Origin of the sequence: Clostridium sp. MCC345, assembly GCF_018785345.1 — a bacterium.
Lineage (GTDB): Bacteria > Bacillota > Clostridia > Lachnospirales > Anaerotignaceae > Anaerotignum_A > Anaerotignum_A faecicola.
On the sequence record NZ_WQPP01000020.1, the window covers coordinates 1 to 5,139 of the forward strand.

At 38.1% G+C, this 5,139-nt stretch carries 6 protein-coding genes; 3 read left to right on the forward strand and 3 right to left on the reverse strand.

All coding sequences use genetic code 11. The annotated features are described in order from the left end of the window. Positions 1 to 270: 270 nt before the first annotated feature. Together GPK49_RS05815 and GPK49_RS05820 are read right to left on the reverse strand one after the other, a co-directional pair. Positions 271 to 915 carry a helix-turn-helix domain-containing protein gene (locus GPK49_RS05815; protein ID WP_215677008.1) on the reverse strand — a complete coding sequence of 215 codons (645 nt, stop codon included), beginning with the start codon at positions 913 to 915 and terminating at the stop codon, positions 271 to 273. Next, positions 896 to 1,570, reverse strand: coding sequence for a DUF3990 domain-containing protein (locus GPK49_RS05820; RefSeq protein WP_215677009.1), 675 nt, complete (start codon positions 1,568 to 1,570; stop codon positions 896 to 898). Before GPK49_RS05820 ends, GPK49_RS05815 begins: the two co-directional genes overlap by 20 nt. Positions 1,571 to 1,730: 160 nt before the next feature. Here GPK49_RS05820 and GPK49_RS05825 point away from each other — a divergent pair, with 160 nt between their 5' ends. Both GPK49_RS05825 and GPK49_RS05830 read left to right on the forward strand, forming a co-directional pair. Beyond that, positions 1,731 to 2,369: a helix-turn-helix domain-containing protein gene (locus tag GPK49_RS05825; protein ID WP_215677010.1), complete on the forward strand. Its 639-nt coding sequence runs from the start codon at positions 1,731 to 1,733 to the stop codon at positions 2,367 to 2,369. A gap of 125 nt (positions 2,370 to 2,494) precedes the next feature. Further along, positions 2,495 to 3,730, forward strand: coding sequence for an ATP-binding protein (locus GPK49_RS05830; RefSeq protein ID WP_318283851.1), 1,236 nt, complete (start codon positions 2,495 to 2,497; stop codon positions 3,728 to 3,730). A 132-nt stretch (positions 3,731 to 3,862) separates the two neighbouring features. Here GPK49_RS05830 and tnpA read toward each other — a convergent pair whose 3' ends face one another. Beyond that, positions 3,863 to 4,267, reverse strand: coding sequence for an IS200/IS605 family transposase (gene tnpA, locus GPK49_RS05835; protein WP_215677012.1), 405 nt, complete (start codon positions 4,265 to 4,267; stop codon positions 3,863 to 3,865). 83 nt (positions 4,268 to 4,350) lie between these two features. Between tnpA and GPK49_RS05840 the strand changes: the two genes are divergently transcribed. After that, positions 4,351 to 5,085, forward strand: a complete 735-nt coding sequence (locus GPK49_RS05840) for a hypothetical protein (RefSeq protein ID WP_444876942.1) — start codon at positions 4,351 to 4,353, stop codon at positions 5,083 to 5,085. Positions 5,086 to 5,139: the final 54 nt, after the last annotated feature.

The following is a 5,139-nucleotide window of genomic DNA, read 5'->3' on the forward strand; positions in this document are numbered from 1 at the left end:
TTTCAGATAAATGATTGATTGAATTATCCGTATTTTACCACAGTAAAAATACGATTTCATCAAATCGAACACCCCAATTTGCAAAAGTCGGAAAATTTATTTCTTTTCCCTATCGTTCTTTTTCATTTTAATCTCTTGATACAAAAAAGAGCAACTGTAGCATCCGCTCTTCTCGTGGTTCTTATTGTATCTCACCTTTCCCGCTTTGGGACACCGTGTCCCGAAGTACAGGTTTCTCTTATATTATCTATTTTTTGTTCTCAGTCTACTTCAATCCAAATATTCAACCAAATCACTGATCTCGCAGCATAATACCTTAGACAAAGCAATTAAGTATTGTACCTGAGCTTTATTGATGTTCTTCTGCCGCTGTTCATACTGCTGAATTGTCCGAATTGGAATGCCCGCTAATTCCGCCAATTCCTTTTGGCTTAAGCCCGCTTTATGGCGGTGTATTTTCAAATTTGTTTCTTTTTTTCGCTCTTTATACAGAACATTCATTGCATCGACAAACTGTCGGATATCCATTTCATGGAAAGGATCATACATACCCAATACCTCTTTGATTGGCACATACAGGTTCATCTCCGCAAAGGACATACCTGCTTCCCATTGATAATAAGACAATGCCCATCCTGCCCAGTATTCTTCGCTTCGGTTTTCTGCATACATCGGTTTTATTCGTTCATTTTCGATTCCCGAACATTCCAGCACCTTATATGCCAGTTCAACGCCCGACATTCCCACCAGAAGTTGAAAATCACCTTCTCCAAAGCGTTTTGCAATGCCGGAAGCAAGGAACAATCCCCAAAAATCCCCGATTTCATATTTTAAATCATATACAGCAAAATCCAACATACGACCGAGTGCCGTTCTTGCTTTTTCCAGATATACCTTATCGTAAGCGTGAATCATCACTCGTCATCTCCTCGTCTATAATCTGCGGAATGAAAATATCACCTTTCTGTCTCCTGTTTCTTTCTACATCAAAATATTCTCTGCGAGCACTTTTATCCCGGAGCATTTTCTTCTGATACCATTCATCAGCAGCTGCGATTTCGTATCCGCAAAATTTTATCTGTGAGAATGCCTTTTCACTTTTTAAAACAAACTGCTGTCCAAGTTTTCCTAAATACATTGCATGATTCAACTGCCGGAAAGAAATGGTGCCATTGATAAAATCCTGTGCAAATGAGAAATAGCTACCATCCGCACGATAACCGATAATCGCATCATACCGCTCATAATCAATAGAAAATTTATCTAAAATATACTCCTTTGCCTCAAGTGCCAGTCCGGAAGGAATATCAAACTCACGCTTTTGCAAAAGGATTGCCAGCCAGTGCAAAATGCAATACTGACTATCATTCAGATTTAAGATGGTAAGACCGTTACAATCCAATTCATAGCAGTTTGCATATCCGTCTGTATCCTTCTTTACGCCCCACTCTTTTGCCATATCAATGCTATCTGTGCAATAGAACCCCAGACCATAATCATTATATTTTTTCCCTTGCCCATAAATAGGCTTCTGAATTATCTTTTCGGAACCATGGTATAGCTTTCTCATTATTACCATCCCCTTCCTACCTATAACTATACTCCTTTGGGAGTATAGTGTCAATAGAATGCACTGATTCCTTTTTACAAACTTGGTGGTTCGATTAGTGGCATCCGGCTTATCCGCTATGCTATAATAAGCCTACACAAAAAGAAATGAGGTGTTCAATATGAGTATTAGCGAAAAAAGACTCTCAACTACAGGAAGGCGAATGAAATATTGCCGGAAGATAGAAAAGCTTAAACTCTCTGAATTGGCAGATAAAATAGATGTACCCATTTTTATCCTGAAAAGCTACGAAACTGATAAAAAACAACTTCCCTATGAATTGGCCCGCCGCATAGCCAATGTGCTGCACACAACCGCAGGCTATTTACTCGGTTGGGAAGCCGATCCGCTCCTTGATCCACTTTTGTCTGATATCTACCGCCAAAAGACAAATGAAGAAGCGTTGTTTGATGATGAGTATGATGATGAACCATTTTCCGATATTGACGATGATTGGGACGAGGAAAATGAATCCATTTCATTATTTTATGAAATGATGTATAAAAGTGAGGAGGAGAAAGACGAAATCATAGAAACAGGAGCATTCAACGCCCATATCGCAGGCTATCTGATATATACACTACAACAATTAGGCTGTTCAGCAAGTACAATTACAAAGGCTCGCCAGCTGTTCTTTGACGAAATCGTTCCAAACATAACCGCCGAAACTGCCAGAGAGCTGAGTGAAGCTACGGAGCTCAACAAGTTAGATAGTATTCTCAATAAGAACAATATTATCCATTTTCCAACCGAGGACTGATTTCGCTCCATAAATGTTCTGAAATAGAAATACAACATAAAAAAAACAGCATTGTATTTCCGTTTCGGCACATAAATTGATTTTTAGCATGATTTGTGCTATAATCGGAATACTATTTATCGGAGGTGATTCCATTGGTTGAGAGAAAAGAATATTTGGAACGATTGGCTCAATGGAAAGACGAGCAGGTAATCAAAGTAATAACCGGCATCAGACGTTGCGGTAAATCCACCCTGCTCCTGCAATATCAAACATGGCTGAAAGCAAATGGAGTTTCTGCCGAACAGATTGTTTCTGTCAATTTTGAGGAGCTGGAATATGAGGAACTTCTGGACTATCGGAAATTATATGAATATCTCAAAAATCACTTGTGCGTTGGGAAAAAAACTTATATCTTTCTGGATGAAATTCAGAAGGTAGCCGCATTTGAAAAGGTAGTTGATAGTCTGTATGTTAAGCCGGATATTGATATATACATCACCGGTTCCAATGCGTATATGCTGTCCAGCGATTTGGCTACTCTGCTGACCGGACGATATGTTGAAATCAAAATGCTGCCCCTTTCATTCACGGAATTCCTCGACATTACTGCTCTTGATACCGAACAAGGCCTTGCAGAGTATTTGCGTGACGGCGGACTGCCTTACATCGCTGTAATGAATCGTACCTCAGAAAAGGTCGAAACCTATTTAGAGGGCATTTATAATACCGTTATTGTAAAGGATATAGAGGATAGACAAGCCAGAAAAGAGAGCGAACCATCAAAAAGAAAAATTACAGATATTGTTTTGTTGAAAACCATTGCAAAGTATCTTGCCAGTGTAGCCGGTAATCCTGTTTCTATCAGGAGCATCACAAATTATTTAACTTCAAACGGCAGAAAACTATCTCCCAATACGGTGAGCGACTATGTAGATGCTCTGATAGAATCCTTTATTTTCTATCCTGCAGAACGGTTTGATATTGTCGGCAAACAGCTCTTAAAAGCAAACAGAAAATTATATATCGTAGACCTCGGTCTGCGTAATTATATCCTGCCACGCCAGAATTATGACCTTGGATTTTCTCTTGAAAACATTGTTTTCTTCGAGCTTCTTCGCAGAGGGTATCGGGTGATGATTGGAAAGGTTGGAAACACGGAAGTGGATTTTGTTGCTGAAAAAAATGGTGTCTATAGCTATATTCAAGTTACTGCGGATATGACTGCAAAAGAAACCTTTGAGCGTGAACTCAAACCATTATCGAATATCAGAGACAACTACGAAAAAATTGTCCTTACCGCAGATCGTTTCACTCCCGGCAACTATAACGGCATACAGGTAAAATACCTTCCCGATTGGCTGCTTGGGAAAGATTCATAAACAAAAAGAGTCTTGGATTCAAATTCCAAGACTCTTTTATACCATTTTTTCATAAATTAAATCCTTTCGTTTGCCATAGGCGGAAACCCACTACCTTCAGGTGGTGGGAGGAGCCTTGTTAATCTTTAGCCATTAACCCTGACTTTCAATATACTTTTGTATAGTCGCTGACGATACTTCTCCAATACTGCAAGCAAAGTATCCGTCTGACCAAAATATCCTTTTCTTCCAATATTGTTTAGACAGAAACGAACCATACTTTTGCCATAGGCAATATGTTGTTTCTTGTTTTACAATCTTAACAATGTCACAAACCCTATCAGTCGTATCATAACTTATTAAGAAATGCATGTGGTCTTTGTCTGCTTCCATAGCGATTATTTCGTAGCCACGAGTATTGGGTATATCAAAAATCTTTTGCTTAACATCGTCAGCAATAGAACCTTTTAGTAGTTTCTTACGATATTTAGTTACAAGAACTATATATACTTTTAGACTGTATTTTCGTCTGTTATGACGATTATATCTATTGTCCATAGTCTACCTCTGATAATAATTGACTTTCACTATCTATTATTATATATTATATCTAGTGAAATATCAATGAAGGGAGTACATCTATGGAACAGATGACTATAACCGCAAAAGTTCAAATAGCCGCTACTGATGCAGATAAAGTTTTGCTTGATGAAACTATGTCTGTTTATCGTGATGCCTGTAATTATGTTTCAGGCTATGTATTCCAAACTCATGATTTAAAGCAGTTTTCACTGAATAAAGTTTTGTATTCTACTCTAAGAGAAAAATTTGGTCTGAAATCGCAAATGGCTCAGTCCGTTTTGAAAACGGTCATTGCAAGATATAGAACTATTCTCGAAAATCAAAATAAATGGATACGACCAACCTTCAAGAAACCTCAGTATGATTTAGTTTGGAACAGAGATTATTCTTTAACGCAAAACTGTTTTTCTGTGAATACGCTGAATGGTCGTGTTAAACTGCCATATTTCGCTGAAGGTATGTCTAAATATTTTGACCACACAATCTATAGGTTTGGTACAGCTAAGCTCACAAACAAACATGGCAAATATTATCTTCACATACCCGTAACTTATGATGTCGAAGAAAGTAATATTTCTGACATTTGTAATGTCGTAGGCATTGACAGAGGAATTAACTTCGTTGTTGCAACCTATGACAGTCATCACAAGTCTGGATTTGTTAGTGGAAAAGCTATCAAGCAGAAACGTGCTAATTATTCCAAACTTCGTAAAGAACTCCAAATGCGACAAACTCCATCTTCAAGGCGAAGATTAAAAGCTATCGGTCATGAGACTATGAGAAAAAGTCTGTAAATAAGATTCTTCTATGATATGTGAGGGTGGTAAGCCTGAAAATCAGGCTTCTCA